The sequence below is a fragment of the Flavobacteriales bacterium genome, assembly GCA_020635855.1.
Classification (GTDB): Bacteria; Bacteroidota; Bacteroidia; order JACJYZ01; family JACJYZ01; genus JACJYZ01.
On the sequence record JACJYZ010000002.1, the window covers coordinates 1799449 to 1821698 of the forward strand.

Annotated in this window: 20 protein-coding genes; 6 read left to right on the top strand and 14 right to left on the bottom strand. The window is 51.4% G+C overall.

Features of this window, described 5'->3' with window-relative positions:
* The first annotated feature begins 85 nt into the window (after positions 1 to 85).
* Positions 86 to 523 carry an IS200/IS605 family transposase gene (gene tnpA / locus H6585_07395; GenBank protein MCB9448150.1) on the top strand — a complete coding sequence of 146 codons (438 nt, stop codon included), beginning with the start codon at positions 86 to 88 and terminating at the stop codon, positions 521 to 523.
* 77 nt (positions 524 to 600) lie between these two features.
* On the opposite strand, the gene H6585_07400 is transcribed toward tnpA, so the two are convergent.
* Positions 601 to 1215, bottom strand: a complete 615-nt coding sequence (locus H6585_07400) for a hypothetical protein (GenBank protein ID MCB9448151.1) — start codon at positions 1213 to 1215, stop codon at positions 601 to 603.
* Between the two features lie 154 nt (positions 1216 to 1369).
* Here H6585_07400 and H6585_07405 point away from each other — a divergent pair, with 154 nt between their 5' ends.
* Positions 1370 to 1927 (top strand): YqgE/AlgH family protein, encoded by a 558-nt coding sequence (locus tag H6585_07405; protein MCB9448152.1) that lies wholly within the window; start codon positions 1370 to 1372, stop codon positions 1925 to 1927.
* Positions 1928 to 1943: 16 nt separating this feature from the next.
* Here the strand turns inward: H6585_07405 and H6585_07410 are convergent, their stop codons facing one another.
* The 5 genes from H6585_07410 to H6585_07430 all read right to left on the bottom strand — a co-directional run bounded on the left by H6585_07410 (position 1944) and on the right by H6585_07430 (position 7716).
* Positions 1944 to 3455, bottom strand: coding sequence for a glycosyltransferase (locus H6585_07410; GenBank protein MCB9448153.1), 1512 nt, complete (start codon positions 3453 to 3455; stop codon positions 1944 to 1946).
* Positions 3452 to 4813: a 4Fe-4S binding protein gene (locus H6585_07415; GenBank protein ID MCB9448154.1), complete on the bottom strand. Its 1362-nt coding sequence runs from the start codon at positions 4811 to 4813 to the stop codon at positions 3452 to 3454. Before H6585_07415 ends, H6585_07410 begins: the two co-directional genes overlap by 4 nt.
* Positions 4810 to 6144: an NAD(P)/FAD-dependent oxidoreductase gene (locus tag H6585_07420; GenBank protein MCB9448155.1), complete on the bottom strand. Its 1335-nt coding sequence runs from the start codon at positions 6142 to 6144 to the stop codon at positions 4810 to 4812. Before H6585_07420 ends, H6585_07415 begins: the two co-directional genes overlap by 4 nt.
* 235 nt (positions 6145 to 6379) lie before the next feature.
* Positions 6380 to 6892: a shikimate kinase gene (locus H6585_07425; protein MCB9448156.1), complete on the bottom strand. Its 513-nt coding sequence runs from the start codon at positions 6890 to 6892 to the stop codon at positions 6380 to 6382.
* Positions 6893 to 6912: 20 nt separating this feature from the next.
* Positions 6913 to 7716: an SDR family oxidoreductase gene (locus H6585_07430; GenBank protein MCB9448157.1), complete on the bottom strand. Its 804-nt coding sequence runs from the start codon at positions 7714 to 7716 to the stop codon at positions 6913 to 6915.
* Positions 7717 to 8036: 320 nt separating this feature from the next.
* Here H6585_07430 and H6585_07435 point away from each other — a divergent pair, with 320 nt between their 5' ends.
* The 4 genes from H6585_07435 to H6585_07450 are packed head-to-tail and all read left to right on the top strand — an operon-like array spanning position 8037 to position 12960.
* A complete protein-coding gene (locus tag H6585_07435; protein ID MCB9448158.1) occupies positions 8037 to 9014 on the top strand; it encodes a hypothetical protein in 978 nt (325 codons plus the stop codon).
* Positions 8983 to 10440, top strand: a complete 1458-nt coding sequence (locus H6585_07440; protein ID MCB9448159.1) for an O-antigen ligase family protein — start codon at positions 8983 to 8985, stop codon at positions 10438 to 10440. Before H6585_07435 ends, H6585_07440 begins: the two co-directional genes overlap by 32 nt.
* On the top strand, positions 10430 to 11425 hold the full coding sequence (locus tag H6585_07445) for an SGNH/GDSL hydrolase family protein (GenBank protein MCB9448160.1): 996 nt from the start codon (positions 10430 to 10432) through the stop codon (positions 11423 to 11425). Before H6585_07440 ends, H6585_07445 begins: the two co-directional genes overlap by 11 nt.
* A complete protein-coding gene (locus H6585_07450) occupies positions 11422 to 12960 on the top strand; it encodes a glycosyltransferase family 39 protein (GenBank protein MCB9448161.1) in 1539 nt (512 codons plus the stop codon). The genes H6585_07445 and H6585_07450 overlap by 4 nt, the downstream gene beginning before the upstream one ends.
* Here H6585_07450 and H6585_07455 read toward each other — a convergent pair.
* The 8 genes from H6585_07455 to H6585_07490 form a co-directional block, all read right to left on the bottom strand.
* Positions 12944 to 13612 carry a methyltransferase gene (locus H6585_07455; protein MCB9448162.1) on the bottom strand — a complete coding sequence of 223 codons (669 nt, stop codon included), beginning with the start codon at positions 13610 to 13612 and terminating at the stop codon, positions 12944 to 12946. The two genes, H6585_07450 and H6585_07455, sit on opposite strands and share 17 nt — an antisense overlap.
* Before the next feature lie 2 nt (positions 13613 to 13614).
* Positions 13615 to 15129 carry a B12-binding domain-containing radical SAM protein gene (locus H6585_07460; protein MCB9448163.1) on the bottom strand — a complete coding sequence of 505 codons (1515 nt, stop codon included), beginning with the start codon at positions 15127 to 15129 and terminating at the stop codon, positions 13615 to 13617.
* Between the two features lie 175 nt (positions 15130 to 15304).
* A complete protein-coding gene (locus H6585_07465) occupies positions 15305 to 16375 on the bottom strand; it encodes a glycosyltransferase family 4 protein (protein MCB9448164.1) in 1071 nt (356 codons plus the stop codon).
* Positions 16362 to 17786, bottom strand: a complete 1425-nt coding sequence (locus H6585_07470) for a hypothetical protein (GenBank protein MCB9448165.1) — start codon at positions 17784 to 17786, stop codon at positions 16362 to 16364. The genes H6585_07465 and H6585_07470 overlap by 14 nt, the downstream gene beginning before the upstream one ends.
* A gap of 71 nt (positions 17787 to 17857) precedes the next feature.
* On the bottom strand, positions 17858 to 18607 hold the full coding sequence (locus tag H6585_07475) for a class I SAM-dependent methyltransferase (GenBank protein ID MCB9448166.1): 750 nt from the start codon (positions 18605 to 18607) through the stop codon (positions 17858 to 17860).
* Complete coding sequence (locus H6585_07480; GenBank protein MCB9448167.1) at positions 18604 to 20001, bottom strand: B12-binding domain-containing radical SAM protein; 1398 nt, start codon at positions 19999 to 20001, stop codon at positions 18604 to 18606. The genes H6585_07475 and H6585_07480 overlap by 4 nt, the downstream gene beginning before the upstream one ends.
* Positions 20001 to 20807, bottom strand: a complete 807-nt coding sequence (locus tag H6585_07485) for a methyltransferase domain-containing protein (GenBank protein MCB9448168.1) — start codon at positions 20805 to 20807, stop codon at positions 20001 to 20003. The genes H6585_07480 and H6585_07485 overlap by 1 nt, the downstream gene beginning before the upstream one ends.
* Positions 20786 to 22249, bottom strand: a complete 1464-nt coding sequence (locus tag H6585_07490; GenBank protein MCB9448169.1) for a B12-binding domain-containing radical SAM protein — start codon at positions 22247 to 22249, stop codon at positions 20786 to 20788. The genes H6585_07485 and H6585_07490 overlap by 22 nt, the downstream gene beginning before the upstream one ends.
* Between the last annotated feature and the right edge of the window lies 1 nt (position 22250).

Genomic DNA, 22250 nt, shown 5'->3' on the forward strand with positions numbered 1-22250 from the left:
TTTTTTATTGTCCCAATCGCTAGTTAAAACTATGCACTTTTAGTGCAAGACTTTCAGTTGCTACCCAGCTTCGTACATTTGGTGAATGGGTAATGAACAAAGACGAGGTAGCCATACGGTGTCTTGGCTGACGGCGCATGTGGTTTGGGTTACCAAATATAGATATGAGGTTTTGAAAGGCGATGTTCAAAAGCGTTGCCGTGACCTGATAAAGCAAATCTGTGATGCGGAGGATGTGAAAATCCTGAAAGGTGTTGTCAGCAAAGATCATGTTCATATGCACATAGAATACCCTCCATCTAAGAGCATCAGCAATATTGTAAAACGGTTGAAAGGAAGAACATCTCGCCGTCTACAGGAAGAATTTCCGGAGGTTGGGAAACGGTATTGGGGCCAACATTTCTGGGCGATAGGGTATGGAGTGTGGAGTACCGGAAACATCACAGATGACCTGGTTCAGGAATATCTTGAACATCACAGGGGCCCATCAAACAGTGACAACAATACCATTATCCTTGAATAAGAATTTCATTCGTCCCATGTTTCAACCTATGCACTTTTAGTGCATACGTGGTTTAGTCTGAAAATTTCCGGATTGAATTACTTTACGCGACGGTCACATGCCCATCCCGCATCTAACCGATCATAGCGATCTGTTACCTGCCACCCGTAACGGAACGTATATATAAAGGTCATTACTTCCGGCACACATATGTATCCCATGTATCCGTCAGGCCGGGGAACTTTTCTGTTACCGAACATCTGTTCCAGTTCACTTTTCTTCCGATCCATCGCTTCACTTGACATCAGGTTCTTTTCTTCAATGCGCACCCACGTCTCAATTTGTTGTTCCCTGGAAAGCTGATGAAAATACAAATCGCATTGAGGTTCCGAAATCGGATACATCCTTCCCTCCACATGCACATGCCCGCTGCCGGATCCGAAGTTAAAACGCAACGATGCGTTACCTGCTCCCATCATTGTTTCCTGCAATCGAATTCCATACATGGAGATTCCCTTTTGCTGACAATCGGTGAGGTCCAGCATTTGCAAATGCATTTCCTTTTCCATCATCACTTCCGGATGAAATCCGGGTTCTCGCTGCATGGCATCTGACAACAAACGCATCAACCGGTTCATCGGATCCACTTCGGCATTTATGTTTCCGGGATCAAAAACCGGACGTTGATCTTGTGGTCGGGCAAAAGAAGTCATGCGTTTTTTTTGCGAAAGTAAAAACTCTTTACCTTCTTCAACCACTCATCCACCGTGTTTTTCATCACATGAATGCTGAAACAAAAAGAATCAACGATGCGTTTCATATTATAACAAGTGATTGCCCTGATGTGCTTATTCTATTTCAACCGTCATGGATAAACTCGAACCGAAAATCGGAAGGCTGTTGTTGTCGGAACCATTCCTGACGGATCTTCATTTCAAGCGATCAGTCATCCTCCTGACAGAACACAATGAAGGAGGATCGCTCGGCTTCGTATTGAACAAGCCCATTTCACTTACCATCAATGAAGCAGTCGACGACTTTCCAACTTTTGACTCCAACCTGTATCTCGGCGGACCGGTGCGTAACGATTCCCTGTACTTCATTCACACGTTCGGTGACAAGATTGAGGGATCCATCCACATTAAAAAAGGATTGTATTGGGGAGGAAATTTTGAGCAGCTTAAAGACTATGCATTAACGGGACAAATCCAGCCTCACCAGGTACGCTTCTTTATAGGTTATTCAGGATGGGGGCCCCAGCAACTGGAAAACGAACTCGGTCATCAATCGTGGGTGGTTGCCAACGGACGTGTAAAACAAATCATGCAGGAACCCACCACTACACTATGGAAAGACTTACTGAGCGGAATGGGGAATGAATATGCGATCCTATCCAATTTCCCCGACAACCCATCCATGAACTAAAACCTCTTCATTTCATTCATGAACGTGCGGTTATCTGCACCTGTTCATCCGCATGCATCCATTTCCGTCGGGCGATCAACGCATGTGAAATGCCATACATCGACACACTGCCGAAACCGGCGCACAACAGCACATGGTATGGAAACAATCCGAAGTCGCCATACACCCACGCCAGGTGACAGCCCCATGCGAAGTATACCGCAAAGAGCAATTCCACCCATGTAAGCCAGGACACCCGTGCGGACCGGTACAATATGTTGCCACCGGAATCACCCTTCCCGATGTTGAGTTTCGGTGTACGAACAAAAGGTGTTTTTCTTCCCAACCAAGCTTCGATCACTGCAAGTGCATTGTGCAAAGACATCCCCATCGACAAAGAAAGAAACATAATGAACTGCGGCAGGAAGGATCTGTTCTTAGCCTTTCCGGATCTATGCCAGGCAGCATAATAAAAAGCCAGCAGCACAACAAAACTCAGCAGGAATACACCTGCGAATCTGAACACCCAGTGATCACCTATCAAGGTGTGTTTGAATGTAAGCATGGGTATGCTCATCAACGCCGTACCCAAAATGCAAACGAACACAAAACTGTTCATCAGGTGAAAGAAAGCGTGCAACCGGTGAGCGCGTGACAACCCTTTTTTTCTGATCACTTGAGGAAGCAAAAGTCTGGCTGTTTCCGCTGCGCCTTTTGTCCACCTGAACTGTTGCGAGCGCAGCGCATCCATGGTGCCTGGTAATTCGGCCGGACAAACCACATCTTCCAGGTAGTTGAATTTCCAACCTTTCAGTTGTGCCCGGTAACTCAAGTCGAGGTCTTCGGTGAGGGTATCTGCCCGCCATCCTCCTGCATCCTCGATGCAACTCTTCCTCCACACACCTGCCGTACCGTTGAAGTTAATGAAATACCCCTTTGCATTCCTACCTCCTTGCTCAACCGTAAAGTGTGCATCCAATCCGAAAGCCTGCAACCTTGTTAGCATTGAGTACTCCCTGTTCACATGCCCCCACCTGCATTGCACCACACCGGTTCGGGGATCTGAAAAATGCGGAAGTGTTCTTTTCAGAAAGTCGGGATCCGGGATGAAGTCCGCATCGAAGATGGCAATGAATTCTCCCTTGGCGGATGCAAGTCCATATGCAAGCGCACCCGCCTTGAAGCCATCCCTGTTCCCGCGACGCACATGAGATATGTGCACACCGGTATGTTTCAATGCGTCTATCCTGGCTTTCACCAGCTGAACCGTATCATCGGTGGAATCATCCAACACCTGCACCTCAAATCTGTCAACCGGATAATCAAACGATGCAGCTGCATCCAGCAATCGCTCCACCACATATCGCTCGTTGTATACCGGAAGCTGAATGGTTACCATGGGATACATCACATCATGATATTCGCGTTCTACCGGCTGTTTCCTTTTTATATAGGCACGCAACAGGGTGAATTGAACGATGCTGTACAGCAGGATAAACAAAAGCATACCACCGTAGACAACCATTGAGAGGTAAACGGCATACATCATGTTCTGGCCTCCCTTTGCAGGGTTTCCATAGGGCCGTTCTCCAACTTCAACACGCCCCGTGGACATACGGTGGAACAAATGCCGCATCCCACGCAGGATGCGCGCACAACATCCTGGCCCCGCATGGCGTACCAGCGCACGTCGATTCCTTGTTCACAATACGTAGAACATTGACCACATGAAATGCACTGACCGCTGTTAACGGTGATGCGGTATTTCGACAAGCGTCGTTGGAACAACCCCATGTAAGCTGCCATCGGGCAACCGAACCTGCACCACACCCTGCTTCCGAGCAGAGGATAGAAACCAACACCGATCACACCGGAGAACATGGAACCTATTAAAAATCCATAGGGTCGGCGGAACCAGGTATAAATATCCACACCGGCAATGGAGCCCGATCCTGAAAAGTAACCATACAGTACCACTGCGGTCACAACAACAATGTATACCAGTACACCATGAATCAGCCAACGCTCCAGTTTCCAGGCGCGGATGGATTTGGATGACAAATGCCTGAACGAATCTCCGGCGGTTTCCGCCAATCCGCCGCAGCCGCAAATCCAGGAGCAATACCATCGCTTGCCGAGAAAGTAAGTTAGCACAGGCGTGAGCAACGCAAACCCGATAATGCCCCACACCAGGCATACCATACCCAATGTTCCTCCCTGACGCATGGCATCCAGGTGCCAGTCCTCAAAAAAGTAGTAATTCAATGGCCAGAAATATTTGATATCCTTGGCGAAGTATGCCTTGCCATCTTGCAATCCTTCCAGGATTTCCGGAACAAGATAAGCCAGGCATGTTTGTGCAGCCATTAACACAATGGTTCGTATCACCTGGTAACGATTCCTGCGGTACTTGAAAATGAACCGAATTCCGAGTGTCAGGATGAGAACGGTATATAAGGTTCCGTACATGAACCATTGCGATGCTTTCGCTCCCGAACCGTGAAACAACATGGCCAACGGATCGAACAAAGCAACAAGGCCGGTGTTGGTTTGTTCACCCAATCCGAGCATTTCAGGATACCAGTACAGCAATACATAAAACAAGGTAAGCATGGCTCCGAACACCCATGCCCATGTTCCGCGACTGGTCAGCGGGGCAAACCAGGTACCATTGTTCGGTTCCCCGACCTGTTTTACAACAAAGGTTCCGTAGGCATAGAGAACGGAACCGGTAATCAACATACCCAGGGTGGCCCACATCCATATGGCACCTGTTATTTCCGCACGGGTTGTAGCAAGTGCCATCAGGGCCAGAGCGATTACCACAAGGCCCGTACCCGAGGTACATTGCCAGGGGGTGGATTTCCGGTCACCCGTGGTCAGTGCCATATTGGAGGGTTCACTCATCGTCTGATGGCGTTCATGATTCTTTTCCAATTCTTTTGTTGTGGCGTTACCTGCAGACCCGTTTGGCTTTGGAGTTGCGCCATCCATGCCATTGTATGATCTTTCGAAAATTCGGGATCAAACGACGCGTCTTTCCACTCGCTCACGGCCTGCCCCAGGGAAGCGCCCGTTTCAATCCAGCGCAGACAAACATCCATGCGCAACCGCATCCCGATGGATTGAATACCCATCACCTTTTGTCCGGACGAAGCATAGGCGATTCGCAACGAACATTCCGACGACGCATTCACCCACTCGAAAAGATGCACATCATTTGTCGATGTTTCCGGGATTGCTCCATACGTTTGAAACTCCAGCCCAAAAAACTTTGCACTGTTGAACCAGGGGCCGGGTGCGTACTTTTCTTCCTTTTCATTGAGTATACGCGCCAGCGTTTTCCCCATCTCCCTTCCCGTGTACCAGACCTGCTCCACCGAACTGCGACCAGCCGGAGGATAGCGGTGCTGCACACAATCACCGATGGCATATATGCCGGGCAGGTTGGTTTCAAAACGTTCGTTGATCAGGATCCCTTTGTCCACTTCAATGCCACTTCCATGCAGCCAGTTCACGTTGGGTTCAACACCTATGGCCACGCCAGCAAATCCGCAGGCGATCTTTTCACCCCGACTGGTTTCCACTTCACGCAAAACTCCTTCCCGGCCGTGGAACGCTTTGACCTCCGTATCAAAATGCACGGCAATTCCTTTGCCCCTCATGTGCTTCTCCACCATGCCCGCTTCTCCGGCCGACAGTACCTGCTTCCAAAACCGGGATTCGCGAATCAGGTAGGTCACCTGGATATCTCTGCTGTGAAGCATTTCGGCCAGCTCCACGCCGATCAATCCCCCTCCGATCACCACCGCATGCGATGTATCTTGCGTTCGGGCCTCCATGCGTTCCAGGTCTTGCTTGAAATAAAGTCCTTGCACACCTTCCAGTTCTGCGCCCGGCACATTCAGTTTCACAGACCGGGATCCGGTGGCCAGAATAAGTAAGTCATACGCCACAACCTGACCGTTGTCGAGCCAGAGTTCATGCTCATGAACATTCACCCGGTTGACCCAGGCTTGCACCCGATCGATGCGGTTTTGTGTCCAAAAGGAATCAGGATAAGGTTGGATATCCCGGAACCGGAGTTGCCCCATGTAAACATACATCAGGGCGGTCCTGGAAAAGAATGAGGATGTTTCTCCTGAAATGACGGTGATGGCATCATCTCCCCATTTCCTGAGGTGCCTTGCCGCAGTAATGCCTGCAATGCCATTGCCGATGATGACGATCCTGCGCATGGAACAAATGTAGTGACGAATGGTGAATTACGCCCTGCGGGCGTGTAAATGGTTAGATGCTCCCTCCGGTCGCGTAAGGGCGCTACGCCGTCAATAGCTCCTTCCTGTCGCGTAAATGGTCAGTTGCTCCCTGCAGTCGCGTAAATAACATCCACCCACTAATAACTAACAACCAATAACTGATTCCCCGCTATGCCCGGGATCAACTTGAGACTTGAGACTTGAAACTTGAGACTTACAATGCGACCACCCTTCGGATGGCGTGCAGCAATTGTTCCGGTTCCAGGTTTTCACCCGTTACCACCAATGCGGCCTGTTCGTAAAAGGGTTTACGTGAAGCGAGATGTTCCTTGATATATGCCAGCAGTTCGTCCGGGGATTTTCCTTTCACCAGTGGGCGCACCTCCTTTGCATGTTGCAGGCGATACACCAGGGCTTCAGGCGTCATTTTGATGTAGATGGTAATGGCATCGTCATTCATCAGATCCATGTTGTTATTAAAACATGGTGCTCCTCCCCCTGTTGCCACCACCAGGCGGTTGCGTACACTTAATTCCACCACGGCTTCGTGCTCAAGGCTTCGGAATACCTCCTCGCCTTTTTTCTCAAAGATATCGGGAATAGACATGCCTGTTCTGGCCTCAATCCACGCGTCCATATCCACAAACTGCCATCCCAGTTTCCTGGCCAGCTTCTTGCCGATGGTGGTTTTGCCACAGCCCATGTATCCTATGAGGAAAATGTTCATCTGATTCCAAAAAAGAAAAGTCAGGATTCTTCCTTGGCGAAATGCTTCAGCACCATTTTATCCAACCAGGCAGGAAAGAACTTTCCTAACAACACGGTCAGTTTACCGTCGGTCGTCAACACGAGCTTTCGCCTGCGCTTTTCAATTGCATCCGCAACGCACACCGCAACTTCCTCCGCAGTCATCATCTTCTGCTCGTTCCTGGGTGAAGCACCCTGCTGGGAACCGTCGGCTGTCAATGCAGACATGCGGATGTTCGAGGCCGTAAATCCCGGACAGGCTATCAATACGTGCAATCCGTTGTTCAGGTTCTCACATCGCAAAGATTCAAGGAAGCCGTGCATGGCGAATTTGGATGCGGAATAGCCGGTACGACCGGGCAGGCCTTTGTATCCGGCAATGGATGACATACCTACCACGCTGCCTTTGGCCCCAAGTATATAAGGAAGGGCATACTTGGTGCAGTGAACGGTTCCCCAGAAATTGATATCCATCACCTGACGAATCACATCCAGGTTCACTTCGGCGAACAATGCCCGCATGGAAATACCGGCATTGTTAATCAGTACGTCTATGCCGCCGAACCGATCCACCGTCGCTTGCGCAAGTGCTTTTGCATCTTCCTCTGACGTCACATCCGACAGGAGCGCGAGGGTATCAACACCATCAGCGGTCAGCCGACTTTCGATTTCCTTCAACCGGTCTGCATTTCTACCTGTTACCACAACCCGGGCTCCACGCCGTCCGCACTCGATGGCCAATGCCTTTCCGATACCTGAGGTGGCACCGGTGATCACAATGACTTTTCCTTGCAGTTTTCCCATAACCGATCCAAAGAAAGTAAAAAGTTTGGTATGAGCGCTACGCTGTCAATGGCTCCTTTCAGTCGCGTAAGAGGGCTGCGTCGTAAATGGTCAGGTGCTCCCTCCGGTCACGTAAGTGGGAGGCGGTTACTATTCTTCACCCTTACCCCCTTACCCCCTTACCCCCTTACCACTTTACCTCTTTACCACTTTACCTCTTTACCCTTTTACCTCCTTACCCCTTTACCTCTTTACCTCTTTACCTCTTTACCCTTTTACCTCCTTACCCCTTTACGCCTACCCCAAATAAATTCCTAATATTGCGGTCCTAATATGCTGCAATGACCCTGTTCCCCCAAGAATCGCGAGATGCACTCTCAATGCTGGCGCTGCTGTTCCGCCACAGGAAGCTGCTAACCATCGTTGGCCTGGTTTCCCTGGTAGCATCGTTTTGTGTCACCATGATGATCCAGCCCAAGTACCTGGCATTTGGCATCATTTTCCCCACCAACAGCAACACCCGAAACGAATTGCTGAGCAATCCTCAATTCGGGTATGAGATCGACGCAGACCGCATGATGCAGCTGCTGGAATCGGAATACATCCGCAACACCATCATCGACAAACACCAACTGATCGAATATTACGACATTGATACCCTGGCGCTCGACTGGAAGCTCAGGCTCGACAAGCAGTTTGTAAAAGACATCACCTTTTTCCGGTCCAAGTATATGTCCATCGTGATCTCAGCCAACATGCACAGTCCGCAAAAGGCTGCCGCCATTGTAAACGACATCATCGACCTGGTGGACAAGTTCCAGGAAAAAGTACTGCGCGAGAACATGACCGGAGAATACGAGTTCCAGCACACACTGTATGTACAGAAGAAAGCAACGGTCGATTCCTTGCTCGAACGGATCTATGCCATCAAGAAACCAACCGGTCCCGAAGACCTGCTTTCCAATTATTTCATCATGGCCAGCCAGCAAAATGTACCCAAGGAAGCGTATGATTATGTGAACAGCACCGAGCTGGAAAACCTGATCAACACATACCGTTACCAAAGGGCACGACTGCAGGCGCTGACCGATGCCAATGAGAGTGCGCGGATCGCCCTTGAAAGACCCATCCCAAAAAACTACGTGATCGACCGGGCCAAACCTTATTATAAGAAATCATACCCCTCATACACCCTGAATTGCCTCATCGGAACACTGGGCAGCCTCCTGCTGGTGATCCTCGTACTGCTGTTCAGACGTAAATGGCAATCTCTGCAAACCGAAGTACGTGAGGAAGCTGGCGCTCATAGGGTGGCTTGACCTGCTGTTCGGTGTTGTATTCCTGGCAGCCTGGATCGGCTGGTTCTACTATATGTACCAGGAAAACCCGTCCGGGCTTATCAAAATCGCCATGCTTTTCGGTGCAGTACTAACCGGGTACCTGCTCCTGTTTCGCAAAGAACTGTTATACACCATTTGCCTGGTCTCCATCCCCCTGGCGCAACCCCTCGATCCGCTCAACAGCGGAAACATCCTCGACTTTCCATCCGAGTTCATCCTCTTCCTGCTGGGCCCCCTTCTGCTGCTTTCAGTGATCAGGGACAAAAAGCTCGGGCATGTTTGGTTTCACCCGATGACCATTCTGCTCCTCTGTGACATTGCATGGATCACCATCGCTTCCATTACCAGCACACTTCCGGAAGCTTCGGTGAAACGCTTGATCATGCGTATCCTGTTTATGACCCTGTTCTACATGGGTATGATCCGGATGGCAGGGTCCTCCCGTCTTGTCGGAAAATATTTCGGATTGTACATCATCGGAATGCTGGCCGTTATTGTGATGGTATTGCAGAAACATGCTACGTACGACTTCGTACCCCAGGTCTCCTTTATTATCCCGCAACCGTTCTATCCGGACCACACGGTGTACGGAGCGGCACTGGCCTTTGTCATTCCCATTGCATGGTACTTCCGTAAAATGGCACGACTTCACTCACCCTATATGCTGGTCCGATGGATGGCTACGTTGGCCATGGCCGTTCTCATCATCGCATTGATCCTGTCATATTCCCGGGCCGCCATCCTGAGCCTCTTGCTGACGCTGTTGCTGTTCGGCCTGATCCGTTTAAGGATTCGTTTCTGGCAGATCCTTGTTATCCTGATCACCCTGGGAGGCATCACTTATGTGAAATGGGTGGATATTTACAACGAGGTACGACAGAATGAATCGGTCAGCAACAGCCACAACGTGTCCGAACACTTCTCTTCCGTGACCAACATCCGGTCAGATGCTTCCAACCTGGAACGCATCAACCGATGGACATGTGCATGGCGCATGTTCAAGGAAAAACCCCTCACCGGATGGGGGCCCGGCACCTACCAGTTTCAGTACGGACAATTCCAGACCCTGTCAGACATGACCTATATCAGCACGCGGTATGGCAACCGCGGCAATGCCCATTCCGAATACCTGACCTACCTGTCTGAAACCGGCTGGCCCGGATTCCTGTTGTTCCTGGTTATCTGCGGTTATGCGATGGCCATGGGACTGAGAAACATCTATCGGGCTGCCACACCCGAACAACGCTGGCTGGCATTGGCACTGACCGGCGCCCTCACCACATTCATGATCCACGGACTCTTCAATGCCTTCATTGACCAGGATAAAATGGCCGTACTTGTATTTGGTGCCCTGGGCGGCCTTACAGCCATGGACCTGAAGAACGCACGAACCCATGAAGCCTGAAGGTCGGCAAGGTATAGGGCGCTACCTGCTGTGGACCGTCTGGTGCCTGGTATTGATGGCACTCACAGAAGCGGCATACCGTTATCAATGGTTCGACTTCTACCAAACAGAACTTGTTCACCTCAACCCACCCAAAGACCTGACGCCTGACAATACACGCAAAACCGTTCTGGTAATGGGCGACTCCTTTTCCGCATCGGCACCCTCCTATGTGGATGTACTCCGGAAACGTCACCCTCAATACCGCTTCGTGAACAGTGCCGTACCGGGAACGTGTGTCATACAAGCCGGCTACATGGCGCCCGGCCGAATCGCAACATTCAACCCGGACATTTTGATCTGCCAGATATACTGCGGCAACGACCTTTGGGATATCCGTCACAGCTATACATCGCCGAGCCGCCTGCGCAACCTGTACTGGCAAATGAGTGACCATATGCGGGTACTGGGCTGGATCAATTACAAGCTTGCACTGTGGGCCACGGGAGAAAATGACAGCCTGCTGATACAGGCCAAACAGAAAGAATCCTTTTCTCCGGATGACTACTCACCCCGTGAAAAGATCATCCTGTCCAGCGAACCGGACCTGGTTGCCTCTACCCTCTCCCTGCTGAATGAAAGAAATGAGGATTTTAACAAACTTTGCCATAGCTTTGATGAAATTGTTGATGTGGTGTCTCCCCGAACCCAAACCTTATTTTTGATTATTCCTCATGCCATGCAGGTTGATAGCTCTTACTGGCAAAGATGGCGGCAATTGGGCGCTACCGGTGATGTAGCGATCGATACCCTGCCCTCTTCGTTCACCCATCAGCTGGCCGAACATTTCTCCCGAAACAAAAACGTGCATGTGCTGGATGCCACCCTGGCGCTGAGGACAGGAGAAAAACAACAGGCTGTTTATTTCGCCAATGATCCTCACCTGACGCCCTATGGTCAGCAGGTGGTGGCCGATTTCATATCAGAACATGGCCTGACACATTGAACGTATTTCGGAAATACGGGCCTCCCCTGATCGTCAATACCTCCGCTGCGATGGTGTTGATTGCGCTGCGCTTTTTTCATTTCGGACCGGAACTTGACAACCCGCATGTATGGCGACAGTCGGATGTGGCCTTTGTAATCCGCGATTTTTACCGCCATGGCGTGGATCTGTTGCACCCGGCGGTATGCTGGATGGGTAACCATAAAACCCTCATCTTCGATTTCCCCATTTACCAGGCCATTACTGCCTTGTTATCCGGCCTGATGGGACCCTCACTCATCACCGCACGACTGGTGGCCCTCATGTTCTTTGTCTTCAGCGCACGCTACCTGTACCTCATCGCCGTTGAACTGCTCGACATTCCCTCAGGCCGTGTTGCACTGCTGATCTACCTCATCACACCCCTGTCGCTGTTTTATTCACGTGCCGTACACGTCGACTTCACCGCCATGTGCTTCTCCCTCGGCATGACCTACCATTACTTGCTTGCCATCCGGAACAACAACATGAAGCATCTGCTCATCGGTACCGCACTCGCCCTGTTCGCCTGGCTTGTGAAAGCACCCTATGTCTTTTATATGGTGTTCCCACTGGCATGGGAATACTTCCGGCAACCCAACAAAAAATGGCTGTTGTTCAGGTCTCCGTTGCTGCTCATTCCTATTGCTGCATTCTGGGCCTGGACCCGCCATGTATACCAGGTAAACGGGGAGGCACCCGACTGGCATTTCATTCCAAACTACCGGCTGTTCAACGACAACAGTCATTGGTACTACGGAACATGGCAACAACGAACCGACCCGGAAAACTGGCTGTTGCTCATCCGGCGACTACAAAATGAAGCAGCCGGTTGGATCACCAGCGGGCTGGCGATTCTGGGTGTGTTCTTCAGCCTCCGGATCAAAAAAAATGCGACCCTGTTGCTCTGGCTGCTAGGGGTTGTGGTTTACCTTGTCATTTTCTTCAACCTGAATGTGATTCACAATTATTACCAGATCCCGTTCGTGCCGCTCATCGCCATCTTTGCATCCGTAGGTATCCAACGCGGCCTTGCATTCGCATCCCGCAGTGACAAACGACTTACCATTGCCATCATCCTGATGGCCATTACCGGCGAAAACCTGTTGTTCGCCGAACAGAACTATTACGGCAAACCCGATGGCCTTTATTCAGTCGGACATGTCATCAACCAGGAAACACCGCCGAATTCACTGGTACTCGTTTCATCAGGCGGACTCACCGTTCATTGCCCGATCATCCTCTATGCAGCCGACCGCACCGGTTGGTCGGTGCCGGCCCAGGACCTTTCAGCAAAAATCGCATTGAAACTCTACCAGGAAGGTTGCCGGTACATCATACTTCACAGACCCGATCTGCCGGGTGGCGAGTTCGAGCAGTTCATCACTTACTTCTCATGGAAGAAAGTCATGGCACCGGATGAGCAGGAAGTGATCATTTGCGACATGACCAAAAAGGCGGATGGAAGTCCGTACAACGGTTTTGACAACACCCCATCCGTCAACGACACGCCGTAACGCGGAAAAGCAGGAATTGCTCCCGCCACTTTTTATTTTTTTCCGTCAACTGCAGCGTACACCCGTTTTGTTCAGCCAGGTTACCTATCAATGGCACATCACAGTTTTCCGACAAGATCATCCATGCAAATCCATCCTTTGAAAGATGCGAGGGTAATTGCATAAACAGATTCCTGAAGTAGTCGTGCTCGCGGCCGCAATACCAAGCGTGCTCACTGAGGTTACCCGGATCTTTGGCGTAATAGGGTGGATTGATAAGTACACGATCAAATGCCATTCCGGTATATGCCGAAAACAGGTCCGATTCACATACGCAGGCAGACACACCATTTGCACAAACATTCTCCATCGCATTCCGCACCGCATCCGGGTGAATGTCACAGGCATAACATGCACCTCCTTTCAATGCGGCCTGTACGGTCAGAATGCCCGAACCACAACCCAGCTCAAGCACACGAAGCCCTGACAGATCAATACCCTGCAGCATGTCCAGCAAAATCCGGGTTGAATGGGTTAAAGAGGGATGAAACACACCCGGTTTGATCACCACCCGGATTTCACCATAGCTGTATTTACGAGGCACTGAAAAGTACCAGGCAGCACCTTTTTTCAGCACCGGATGAACCATACGTTTCAGCAAATCGGTCACCATGGCTATTCGGCGTAAAAACCTTCCTTTTCAGGGCGGCGGTACTTCCATATTTTTTGCAGGAGTTTTACTTCCAGCGGTTGTTCATATATGCCACTGTGATAGCGCCACCCCGAGGCCATGCGCATCACCGTTTTCTTCCATCCGCGAATACGGAAATCAGATGCGGTGGGATGGTAACCGTTGAGCACGGTCTCGAAGTTGCGGATGCGATCTACCGCCGCTCGTGTGAGCCAGGGCGTCAGCGGATTCCTTCGAAGGTCGAAGTTCTCCCAGGAGGGAGATAACCAATCTTCCAGGTGCTGCGGAAATTGAAACCCTGCCTCTGATACCTCTTTGAACAAATCAGAACCTTCGGTCGGCACCGGACTGTAGGTATAGATGATGATTTCCGCCTCTGGGTTGATCTCTTTGATCTCCCTGATAAACGCAATGTCCTCATCAATCTGCTTCAGTACCTCTACTTCCGTTTCGGCCGGAAGTCCCAACACAAAAGAATATTCCGGAACAATCCCGATGCGTTTCAACCGCGCCGCAAAGTCTTTGATCTGCTGCCCGGTTTGCGTACCGCCCTTATCCATCCTTTTCAACACCTCATCATTGCCGGTCTCGGCACCGAAAAAAATCATTTTGCAACCGGCATCTCTTATTTTTTGCAACGACTCATCACTGTACTTGTGCAACGTATCAATCCTTCCCTCGCCCCACCATTGCATGCCTTCGGATGCGATCAGTTCCGCAAACCGCACCGTACGCGCTTCGCTGACAAAAAAGTTGTTATCGTGAAATTCAATGGCGTCGGCACCGTAGGTTTTTTTCAGGTGCATCACATCACGGTGGATCCTTTCTGCAGACATACCCTTCCACCTTGCCTTGTATATAGGCACCACCGCGCAAAACGAGCAGGTGAACGGACACCCGAAGCTGGAATGATACGCAATGGTACGCTTGCCAAGAAAAGTCCGCCCGAGGTAACGATGCATGTCGTAAAAACCCGACAGGTAATCGTACGGCAGCGCAGGCAACGCATCCATGTCCGGCAACTGTGCGGCCGGATTCCGGATGACCTGACCCTCTTTTTTGTAGATCAGGTTTTGAATGGACGACACATCACTGCCCGCCTTCACCGCTTCCAACAATGTCGGGAATGCATGGTCTCCCGGACCATGTATGATGTAATCCACCCAACCCGAATCCATCACCGTCTTATATTGGTTTGTAGCGAAATACCCGCCCCAGATAACCACAAGCTCCGGGTACCTGGCCTTCATATGTTTGGTAATGGGAATGGCCTGACGGAGTTGCGGACCAGGCATACAGGTCAGCGCCAGCACAGCGTATTCACCTGTTGCCAGGTAGGCATCTATGACTTCCTCCGGATCCGGTTCGAGGTTGCCGTCAACAAACACATACGGAACCTGCCCGTGAATGGAAGCAGCCACCTGCAGGATGGAATTGGGGATCCTGTGTTTGGCACCGGCGCTTCGCGGATTGAACAGTATGACCTTGCCTGTTTGCATAAGGACTCAAAGGTAAGGAAGTAAATGTTGGCCGCGGAAGGTGTCAATGCGCTGCACGGTAAATAGCTCCCTATCGGTCGCGTAACTATGCTACGCCGTAAATGTACTGCGCGGTCAATGGCTCCCTCCGGTCGCGTCAATGACGTTCCGCCACCCATTTACCAATGACTATTGACTATTGACTATTGACTAATGACTTACGACTTAATCGTTCATACTCCCTCCCGTACGATTCCACCATCGATGCAACCGAATGCACGATATTCCCGGAAGTACGTGGAGGCATCTGCAGAAAAGCCTGCACTGCATCCGCTAATTCAGGGCAGGTGTTCCCGACATGCCAGTGATCGCCCACAGCGTTATCTCCTACCGGGCGGGTCACCACCCGCATGCCCTGGCTCAATGCCTCGAAGGGCACCATGCCGAATCCTTCGTACAGGGAGGGTTGCAAAAGCACTTTGCTTCGCTTCATCCACCTGATCACTTCATCACGCGGCACCTGACCGGCAAGCACAATGTTCTTTTGCAAACCCGCGTCGTTGATCTTCCGCATAAGCATCGACCGTTCCGGCCCGTCGCCCAGGATCACTGCACGCAAGTTTGGATGACCGGCTATGAGTGTTCCCACCACATCCACAAAATCTCCGAAGGCCTTGCCCGGCACCAGGGATCCCACACCCAGCACATCCACATCCCTTTCCATGCCACCCTCACTCAGCTGTATATGATGCGCAATCGGAATCACTGCATCAGCCCGCCTGCCCGTTGTGTTCGCAAAGGCCTGGTCCTGACGGTTACATAAAGCCACGCAATGAACCGAACGCATGCCTGGCAGTTTCAGGTAGGCATTGGATGGCAATGCATCCTGCCCCATCATCGTGCATACATGGGGAATTCCGTGTCGCTTTGACCATCGGGATGCAAGCCAGGCTGCCTCGGTCAGCCACATGGAATGAATGAGGGTCAGCTTCGGCATCGATCGGAAATAGCGACCGGCCTGTGCCCATGCCATCAGCCTGAATGGAAAGCGCCGATCTTCTCCGCCGCAAGGATACACACGGATGCCATGCCAGTCGTACGGTTCGCGGGTATATGGATACTGCAAGGTAATCACGGAATGCCTGACACCCGGAGCCGCCTGTTGCAACCCGAACACCAGGTCCTGTACACCTGGTACGCACGTGGTGTCATTTTCATCGGCGGGGAATCCGGGGACAACAAAAAGAATGTGATCAACGGATTTCATAGAGGATCCATCCTTCGGCCAATGATGCATTCACATGGTCAAGTTCAAACTGGTCTTTGATTTCCTGCCAGTGACGCATCGGGTTTTGACCGGCCCATTGAGACGAGAAAACATCACCGTTCAGCAGCAGAAAATCGCCGGGTTGAACAATACCAATATCATCCTGCCAGATATCTGTCATGGGATTCTTCACCCCGTATGTGGTTAATGCAGGTTGCATACCAAACACGTACAAAGTGTGGCCCGGAGGCACCAGGCGAATGACCTCTGTGGCCGCTTGTTTTTCTTCCCTGCAATACCTGACAAACGAAGAGAAAGAATAGGCAAACAAGGCGAACTGCAACAACAGCAAAACCACACATCCGAACACACGCAAACCGGCCATCTGGCTGAACCAGTTCCAGGCCCTTGTAAAAGCGGGATAGAACAGCAACACAACCACAGGAAAAGCCAGAACGAAAAACCGCTGATTCTGGAACGGGATGCCTCCGAGAAACACTACATATAAAATCACCGAAAACCACAACCAGTTGGCCGGGCGTTTGGAGAAGTCCTTTTTTCTCAAAAAAGGCAGCAACGGCACACTGATCATCAGGTACCCCGCGTGCCCGAATACCGACAGCATATACATGCCATTGGGTACGGTATATTGCATCCTGCCTGTTGCATCGAATGTGTTTTTAAAAAGGTTGAAGGGCGACCACTCCTGCAACAGCTCATGGCTTTGCACCACAGGCCCCGAGCGATTAAACCACCATTGCGGCAATGCGACCAGCACCGCGGCCAGAATCACACCGGCCACATGTTTCACTTTCCATTCTGTGGCACCCGTACCTACCTGCATCAACAGCAACGGTGCCAGCAACACAGCCACAGGGAGCCGCGTGCATACCGCAGCCATGGCAAATACACCAGCGAGCCAGATATCCAATGACCTGCCGCTTGTGTAAAACCGGATCCGTCGATCCAATGCCAGCATAAAAAAGGCCGTAGCGGTCATATCCGACATCACAAACAAAGATGCCCGCATAAAGTATGGGGCAAACAACAATGTCAGTATTACATAGAGTTGAACCGGAGGGCCGGTTGTTTTGTGGATCTTGGGTATCAGCTGAACCACCAAGGTTATCACCACGGCGAATGCCATCATGGATACCATCTGCATAACAGCAGCGGTGTGCACGGTGAACCAGGAGGCCAGCGCACCAATCAAAGGATACATCACGGGCCAGAAGAAAGCCCCTGGATGTGACCCGCCTTTCAGGTAATCACGTATGGCCAGGGCATAATGAAAATACGTATGACTGTCCTGGCCATAAAGTCCGTTAAACCCGGTCAGACGTAGCCCGAACCAAAGCCCCAGCACAAGTCCGAAGGCACACTCTACACCGTATTTCCTGATCCAGTTCACAGAAGAAATTAGATGTTAAATTTTAGATGTTAGAAATTAGGATATGACGGCGGGCAAACGAAAAACAAATTTCACTCCCCAAGACGGATTTTCAGCCAGGGAAACGGAATATCTTTCCACCGAAGGGCCTTTCTCCAGCCACCATACCAGTACATAACTTCCACCGGATAAGGCTCAAATGAAAACAATCCGTGACAAAAGTAACGTTCACACATCGCCTCCACACCCAGGTTTTCGTAATATTTACGACTCCGCTCCCTGGCAGCATCCACCTCCGTTTGTTTATACATAGGTGAATCCAGCACATGCAGTTCGCCGCCCGGGGTAGCAAAGTATTTCAATCGGTTCAACAGGGCAGGCACATCCGGAAAATACTGGATGCTGCTGTTCAGTATGATCACATCAAAATATGCCGGAGGGAAGATGTCCTGAAAAACATCACCGTAACAAAAATGGATACCTGCACCCTTGAATACCCTTGCCGCCTGTTCCAGCTCAACGGTATTCATATCAAGGCCGACCACTTCGGTATTGATCTTTCTGCGCATGGCGAAAGAAAACCAACCGTTTCCGCACCCCAGGTCGAGGACGCGACCGGGTGAACATGTACCAAGGTAATTCAGGAAACGCATCATTGATTTTTTTCTCAGTTGCCACTCCTCCGCATGTACATGGCGTTTGGGCAGATCGGGGAGTCCGCAAACCTCCTTGTCGGTATACAGCCTGCTTTCCCGTTCCCTTACTTTCAGGTAAACTTCTTCGAACGGGAGCCGCTTGCTGAGCAAACGAACACCGTTCACAACTTCCAACTCATGATTCATTTTCCGTACGTTTTGTAGTACCACATTCCCAGGCGTGCTGCGCCTGAAGCCAATCTCTTCTTTATCGCGTACGGACGCAATGCATGCCCTTGCTTTCGGGCCTTCTCCCACTCCACTTCGTTCACCACATGGCGAACTGCAAAATCGTAATATTTTCTTTGATATGTTCGAATAAAATCAAGATCCCTGTCGGTGGTCGTCGCCCAGTCGCCCGAAGCAAGCACCTTTCCATCCAACTCCCGGTGCATGGATGTTCCCCGGATCGGGTAGGCCACCGTGATGGTAAATTGATCCGGCAATGACGATTTAAGATGACGAACCGTTTCCCGGATATCCGCTTCGGTTTCTCCCGGATACCCCAGCATGATGAAAGTACCCGCCTCGATCCCATGGCGGCGTGCAGCCCTGATCATATCCCGCACATGCAACACGTCCACACGGCGGTCCATCGCATCAATCACATCCTGCGACCCCGACTCGGCACCGATCCATATCCGGAAGCACCCCATGGCTTTCAGGATACCCAATACTTCTTCGTTCATCCGGTCGGCACGTGTGATGCATTCGAATTTCACTTTCAACCGGCGCGATGACAACTCCTCTGCCAACGAAGCCAGCCAACGGTAACTGACGGTGAACACATCATCCACAAACCAGAAGGTATCCGGCGCAAAACGTTCACTCAGGTATGCCAGTTCATCTGCAACGTGTGCGGGAGAACGGCGCCGGTAGCTTTGTCCGTATACCGCCGTACTGCACCACTTGCATGTATACGGGCATCCGCGCTGCGTACTGACCGACATGGCACTGTGACCATGGTGGTGTTTCCAGGTATTAAGATAGGCCTGCATGTCCACCGACTCCCGGTCGGGATAAGGCAACACATCGAGGTTTCTTACTTTTTCGCGGGCAGGGTTCCGCACTACTTTTCCATCCTTCATCCAGGCAATGCCGGGAAGAGAACACCACCCTGTATCGTTGCTTCGCCACGCTGCGAGAAGCGCAGCTGCCGTTTCCTCACCTTCTCCCACAACCGCAGCATCAGCGCCGTGACCTAGGTATCCTTCCAGGTTGTGGGTCACATCGGGTCCACCCACCAGTATGCGTGTTCCCTGCAACGAAGGTTCATTCCGGATCCACTTCATGATTTCAACAATGCGGGGCTTCGTCATCAGGTTTGCATACAGTCCGATCACCGGTGGCATCTTTTCAAGGATATATGCTTTTTGTGCATCAAAGGATGAGAACGTGGTATCCAGCACATCCACATAAAACCCTTGTTGTTTGAGGTATGCCGACACATAAAGGATACCCAGTGGAGGATATGGCTTCATGATCTTCTGCTCCCTGGGATCATCCGCCAGGCAATAACCGTGTGTCAGCAGGATATCCATCAGTTTCTTCTGAGTGCAATCAGGTAATGATCCGACAGGTAGGAAAGAAACGATCTGTGGATCAGATTCCGGTCCCTGCGTGCAAGCGACGACAAGGCATCGGGGTTCTCATTAAAATAAGATTCCATAAAGGAGGGTGGCACAAAGAATCCCACCGGTTGCGTTTCAATGATCGAAAAATGCCGTGACAACAGTTTGCCAATCCGGGCCGGCGTATAGTACCATGTATCCACATGTCCATCTCCTACCCTGGCCCGCACAGGGCCCTTCTTCCATCGCCTGCCCATGGACAACCATCGCAACCGCACAGCGAAGTAGAACATCTCCCACAGGCATACGGGCGGCATGATCACCGCCACCACCAATCCGCCTGCCGGCAACGCTTCATACAACCTGGCAGAAAGCGAAACAAGGTCGGCGGGCGACAAACAATTCCATCCGCCGAAATCCGAAAACACCGCATCAGAGGGAGGGAGCACATCATCCGTATTGCACATATCCAGCTGCCTGAAACGGATGCCATGAATGGCTGCTTTTTCGCTTTTGGTTCTCGCTACATCCAGCATGGGTTTTGACCGGTCCGTGGCAGTCACGTGGTGTCCGCGGCTGGCCAGGAACATGGCATCGGTTCCGGTTCCACAATTCAACTCCAGGATGTGAAGAGGAAGCGTTCCGGGAAAATGCCGGTCCAGCGCATCCCATACCATGGCACGCTGGTACCTGCCGATACGGGTTTGCGTAAAATCCGTATCATAGGCATCTGCCACACCATCAAAAGGCGCGCTTATGCTTCCGTTGTTTCCCATTTTCGCATGCTTCCTGCATCCAGCCAGGAAGCAGGGTAGTAATACAACAATGACAAAGCTGTTCTCAGGGAATTGCGTTCAATCTTTCCAGGTGACACCAGCAACTGTTTCATTTTTCTGCGCGCCTGGCTGCGCCTGAACCTTTTGTGCATATAGCGATGCAACCGGCGGTAGTATTCCGGAGGGAACGTGCTGCGGAACATCAATGCCAGGTCATCCGAATCCACCCAGTTGGCCTTGGCCGACAGCTCGGCCTTTACCCTTTCATGAAACGGTGTTCCGGGCAAGGGATAGGAAACGGATATGCCGATGTCGTCCGGCATGAGCTCATCCACCATGGCCATTGTTTTGCGGATGTCTTCCCTGGTTTCTCCGGGGTAGCCCAGCTGTAAAAAAAATCCCACACGGATGCCGTGGCGTTGCATGGCCCTGGTTGCGGCATGAATCTGTTCAACCGTGGTTCCCTTGTCCATGGCATCCAGCACATGCTGCGATCCCGACTCGGCGCCCACCCATATCTCTTCGGCGCCTGACGATGCCAGCGCCTGGAGGGTGTCATCCTGTAGCAACAGATCCACCCGCGACTGGATCTTATACCGCGGACGCACACCTTCTTTATCCAATGCCTCCCGAAAACGTTGCACCCATCCAGGCTTCAGTCCGAAAATATCATCGCTCATCCAAAAATGAGTGGCACCGTGTTCCTTCATCAACATGGCCATTTCCGCTGCCACTCTTTCCGGCGACCGCGAATGGTAGCGGTTCCCGTAGATGGGTTTGGCGCACCAGTTGCATTTAAACGGACAACCGCGTGTGGTGGCCATATTGAGAGAGAAGTATCCGTGCGCCTTTTTCCATATCGACCGGTACGCGTCCATGTTCACCAGGTCCCAGGCCGGATCGGGCAACACATCAAGGTCGCGCAACACCTCACGTGGCGCTGTTTTTTTCAACGTCCCATTTTCCAGGTATGCCAGTCCGGGTATTCCGGCCGGATTGTACGTTCCGCTTTCCAAACCATGGAGGACTTCCTTCAGTGTGTATTCTCCTTCACCGATAATCACCGCATCGGCACCCTGTTCAAGGTACATGGCGGCGTGGTCGGTGGCATCGGAACCGGAAACCAGCACATGACACCCCCTCTGTTTGGCCATGCGGATCATTTCAAACGCGGCATCGCGCATGGCGGTGAGGCACATCTTGGTGAGGTAGTTGAATCCGTCGTCGTACAACACCAGCACATCCGGTTTGGAAGAAAGATGAGTTGCAATGCCGTCAGGCCCCGCGGCCAGGTTGCTGTCGAAAAAATCCAGCGGAAATCCCTCCGACCGGATCACCGATGCGGCGTACAGCGTACCCAATGGAGGATACGGTTTTGCCGTGGCCCATTGTTTGGGATCCAGTTGATAGAAGTAAGCATGTGACAGGAGGACGCGAAGCATG

What these genes read in the sequence shown, in the direction of transcription:
- tnpA (MCB9448150.1), top strand. Translation starts at nt 86, where the DNA reads ATGGGTAATGAACAAAGACGAGGTAGCCATACGGTGTCTTGGCTGACG.
- H6585_07400 (MCB9448151.1), bottom strand. Translation starts at nt 1,215, where the DNA reads ATGACTTCTTTTGCCCGACCACAAGATCAACGTCCGGTTTTTGATCCC.
- H6585_07405 (MCB9448152.1), top strand. Translation starts at nt 1,370, where the DNA reads ATGGATAAACTCGAACCGAAAATCGGAAGGCTGTTGTTGTCGGAACCA.
- H6585_07410 (MCB9448153.1), bottom strand. Translation starts at nt 3,455, where the DNA reads ATGATGTATGCCGTTTACCTCTCAATGGTTGTCTACGGTGGTATGCTT.
- H6585_07415 (MCB9448154.1), bottom strand. Translation starts at nt 4,813, where the DNA reads ATGAGTGAACCCTCCAATATGGCACTGACCACGGGTGACCGGAAATCC.
- H6585_07420 (MCB9448155.1), bottom strand. Translation starts at nt 6,144, where the DNA reads ATGCGCAGGATCGTCATCATCGGCAATGGCATTGCAGGCATTACTGCG.
- H6585_07425 (MCB9448156.1), bottom strand. Translation starts at nt 6,892, where the DNA reads ATGAACATTTTCCTCATAGGATACATGGGCTGTGGCAAAACCACCATC.
- H6585_07430 (MCB9448157.1), bottom strand. Translation starts at nt 7,716, where the DNA reads ATGGGAAAACTGCAAGGAAAAGTCATTGTGATCACCGGTGCCACCTCA.
- H6585_07435 (MCB9448158.1), top strand. Translation starts at nt 8,037, where the DNA reads ATGACCCTGTTCCCCCAAGAATCGCGAGATGCACTCTCAATGCTGGCG.
- H6585_07445 (MCB9448160.1), top strand. Translation starts at nt 10,430, where the DNA reads ATGAAGCCTGAAGGTCGGCAAGGTATAGGGCGCTACCTGCTGTGGACC.
- H6585_07455 (MCB9448162.1), bottom strand. Translation starts at nt 13,612, where the DNA reads ATGGTGACCGATTTGCTGAAACGTATGGTTCATCCGGTGCTGAAAAAA.
- H6585_07460 (MCB9448163.1), bottom strand. Translation starts at nt 15,129, where the DNA reads ATGCAAACAGGCAAGGTCATACTGTTCAATCCGCGAAGCGCCGGTGCC.
- H6585_07465 (MCB9448164.1), bottom strand. Translation starts at nt 16,375, where the DNA reads ATGAAATCCGTTGATCACATTCTTTTTGTTGTCCCCGGATTCCCCGCC.
- H6585_07475 (MCB9448166.1), bottom strand. Translation starts at nt 18,607, where the DNA reads ATGAATCATGAGTTGGAAGTTGTGAACGGTGTTCGTTTGCTCAGCAAG.
- H6585_07480 (MCB9448167.1), bottom strand. Translation starts at nt 20,001, where the DNA reads ATGGATATCCTGCTGACACACGGTTATTGCCTGGCGGATGATCCCAGG.
- H6585_07485 (MCB9448168.1), bottom strand. Translation starts at nt 20,807, where the DNA reads ATGGGAAACAACGGAAGCATAAGCGCGCCTTTTGATGGTGTGGCAGAT.
- H6585_07490 (MCB9448169.1), bottom strand. Translation starts at nt 22,249, where the DNA reads ATGCTTCGCGTCCTCCTGTCACATGCTTACTTCTATCAACTGGATCCC.